The organism is Streptomyces phaeochromogenes, assembly GCF_001418655.1.
Taxonomy (GTDB): Bacteria; Actinomycetota; Actinomycetes; order Streptomycetales; family Streptomycetaceae; genus Streptomyces; species Streptomyces phaeochromogenes.
Genome location: NZ_LIQZ01000504.1, coordinates 1 through 3,055 on the forward strand (window position 1 = coordinate 1; position 3,055 = coordinate 3,055).

Consider the following 3,055-nt stretch of genomic DNA (forward strand, 5'->3'; position numbering starts at 1 on the left):
GGTGCGCACGACAGCCATCTCGCCGGGATACATCCGCACCGATCTCGCCGACTCCATGGCGGACCCGCACGTCCGTGAGCAGACGCGCAAGAACATGGACGCGATGGGCATCCCTCCGGCGGCGGTCGCCCGCGCGGTCGCCTTCGCCATCGAGCAGCCCGCCGACGTCGAGATCGGCGAGATCAACGTTCGGCCCACCGTCCAGGCGTGACACTCGCCGTCACCGGGACTCCGTCAGCAGCGCCGGGCCTGGTACGGCACCGGGGTGGGTCGTGGTTCGGCCGGTGTCGGGCATCTGCGCAAGGCCACAAGCAAGGTCAGCGCGATTCCGCCCGCCACGACGAAGAGCGTGGTGCGGATCCCGTCGGCAGTGGCGATCCGAAGCTGTTCACCGGAGAGACCGTCGAGGCCTGCCGTCGCCACCAGGACGAGGACGGCGAGGCCGACGGCCGCGCCCGCACCCGAGCCGGTGGACGCGATACCGGAGGCGATGCCCTGTTGTCGGTCGGAGACGCCTGTGGCCGCGGCGATGAACATGGCGGTGAAGACCACCCCGTCGCCGATGCCGAGCGCCACCAGACCGGGGACAAGTTCGAGGTAGGTGCCGTCCGGAGAAATCGCGAGGCCCAGTGCAACCGCGCCGAGTGCACCGACGGCGAGGGCCACCGAGAGCGTGAGCCTGAGCCCGAACCGCGTCACCAACTGGCCAGCGGTGGTCGAACCGGCCACCACCACGGCCGTGGGAATGAGGAAGCCGGCGCCGGTCTGCAGAGCGTCGTAGCCCAGGATCTCCTGGAAGTAGAGGGACAGGAAGTAGAGCACGGAGCCGAACGTCGCCATGAACATGAACGCGATGACGACGCCGGTGATCAGATGAGGGTTGGAGAACAGCCCGGGTGGCATGAGCGGGTCGTCACTGCGCCGCTCGACGAGAACGAAAGCACCGATCAGCAGCAGGCCCGCCGCCGCGCCGATCAGGATGGCCGGCGAGAGCCAGCCCAGTCCGGGACCCTGCACGAGGGCGAACACGATGAGTGTGATGCCGAGGGTGACACTGAGCGCACCGGGCAGGTCGAAGCTGCGGCCTTGCTCGCGTGGGCCGTCCCGGGGGATCACCACGAAGGCGAGCAGCAATGCGGGGACAGCCAGGACGACGTTGACGAAGAAGACCGCTTCCCAGCCGAACACCCTTGTAAGAAGCCCGCCGAGCAGCACACCGATGACGAGTCCCGCCGCGCCCGACCCGCCCCAGATTCCCAGTGCGCGGTTGCGGGCGGGGCCTTCGGCGAAGGTGGTGTTGATGAGCGCCAGGGTGGTGGGGAAGACGAGGGCGCCGCCGAGGCCTTGGACCGCGCGGGCGGCGAGGAGTGTGCCGGGGCCGGTCGCGAATCCCCCGACGAGCGCTGCCCCGGCGTAGAGAGCGAGGCCGGCGGCCAGGATCCGGCGTCGTCCGAGCAGATCGGCGGCACGCCCGCCGAACAGGAGGAAACCGGCCGAGGCCACCGCGTAGGCGCTGATGACCGACTGGAGCGTCTGCGCGGAGTAGCCGAGGTCGCGTGCGATGTCGGGGAGCGCCACGACCACGATGTACTGGTCGAGCGAAACGATCAGCATGGCGAAGGACAGGAGCGCCAGGGTTGCCGTCTCGCGGTTCCAGCCGAGGCCGCCGGGCGCGGGTGATGTCTTCTCGGGTCGCACGGCCGCACTCCTGACGATCGGTCAATTCGGCGGTAGGACAATGATGACGACATTGCCGATCTTCTGCCCCGTCTCGACATACCGATAGGCGTCGACGATCTGCTCCAGTGGATAGCGTCGGTCGATGACGGGGCTGAATTCTCCCGACTCCATCAGGTCCCGGAAATAGCGGGCCATCTCCTGGTCCTGCTTCGGAAAGGGAAACTTGACCTTCCTGCCGCGGAACAGACGTGTGACGAGTGGCAGGAGAAGATTCTGACACCAGGGGCCGAGGTCCGACGACAGATAGACCCCGCCGGGCTTCAACAGCCGCTTGCAGTGGCCGAACGTGCTCTTGCCGACGGCATCGAACACCGCGTCATATCGTTGCTCGTCCCTGGTGAAGTCCTGGGCCGTGTGGTCCACTACCCGGTCCGCGCCCAGGCCCTTCACCAGCTCCATGTGCGCCCCGTCGCAGACCGCGGTCACGGTGGCCCCGCGATGCTTCAGGAGTTGCACGGCCGCCGAGCCGATGGCACCGGTCGCGCCATATACAAGTACGTCCTGTCCGGGCCGGACACCCGCCTTGTTGAGGAACGCCAGCGCGTAGTGGGACCCCTCGGTGCCGGGTGCGGCCTCCTCGAAAGTCACGCCGCTCGGCATGGTCGCGATGGCGCCGTCGTGCGGAACCGACAGGTACTCGGCATGTGTTCCGAACCGGCCCTCGTTGTAGCCGAACACCCGGTCGCCGGCCCTGAAGGACGCGACGCCGCTGCCGACCGCGTCCACGACTCCCGCGTACTCGGTCCCGAGCACCGTACGCCGGGGCCGGGCGAGGCCGGTGAGTATGCGTACGAAGAAGGGGCTGGCCGCCCGGTAGGCGCAGTCCGTGCGGTTGACCGTCGTCGCGTGCACCCTCACCAGGACGTCCTGGTCCCTGATCGACGGCTTGTCCACCTCGGCGATCCTGATCACATCGGGCGGACCGTACCGGTTGTGCACCGCTGCTTTCATGGGCGAACCATAGCCGCAGGTCACATCGCGCTCAGGCGGACCCGTCGCACTGCTGAAGCTTGGGAATGACCAGCTTGCCGAACGAGGTGGCCATCCCGCAGAGGCTCTTGGGAGCATCCGATTCGCATCGCCCGGACGTTGGAGGATCGCGTGACCGAAAGCACGAAGCAGGCAGTGTCCGAGGACGCCGAGAGCAGGCGGACCGATCCCCTTGTGCAGGTGTCCCTGCAGCAGTTGCGAAGGCGTACCAGCATGAAGTGGCGCGCTCATCCCGAGGACGTACTGCCCCTGTGGGTGGCGGAGATGGATGTCCCGCTGGCTCCCTGCGTAGCCGACGCGCTGCAGAGGGCCATCGGCCTCGGCG

The 3,055-nt window shown here is 68.0% G+C and carries 2 protein-coding genes and 2 pseudogenes; 2 read left to right on the top strand and 2 right to left on the bottom strand.

Annotation, left to right across the window (positions count from 1 at the left end; genetic code table 11):
* Window positions 1-211, top strand: a pseudogene (locus AOK17_RS44035) (oxidoreductase); the annotation flags it as partial.
* 23 nt (window positions 212-234) lie between these two features.
* On the opposite strand, the gene AOK17_RS44040 reads toward AOK17_RS44035, so the two are convergent.
* Window positions 235-1,698: an MFS transporter gene (locus AOK17_RS44040; protein ID WP_245697766.1), complete on the bottom strand. Its 1,464-nt coding sequence runs from the start codon at window positions 1,696-1,698 to the stop codon at window positions 235-237.
* 21 nt (window positions 1,699-1,719) lie between these two features.
* Window positions 1,720-2,691, bottom strand: a complete 972-nt coding sequence (locus AOK17_RS44045; protein ID WP_206190936.1) for an NAD(P)-dependent alcohol dehydrogenase — start codon at window positions 2,689-2,691, stop codon at window positions 1,720-1,722.
* A 150-nt stretch (window positions 2,692-2,841) separates the two neighbouring features.
* Here AOK17_RS44045 and AOK17_RS44050 point away from each other — a divergent pair.
* Window positions 2,842-3,055 (top strand): annotated as a pseudogene (locus AOK17_RS44050) (cystathionine beta-lyase); the annotation flags it as partial.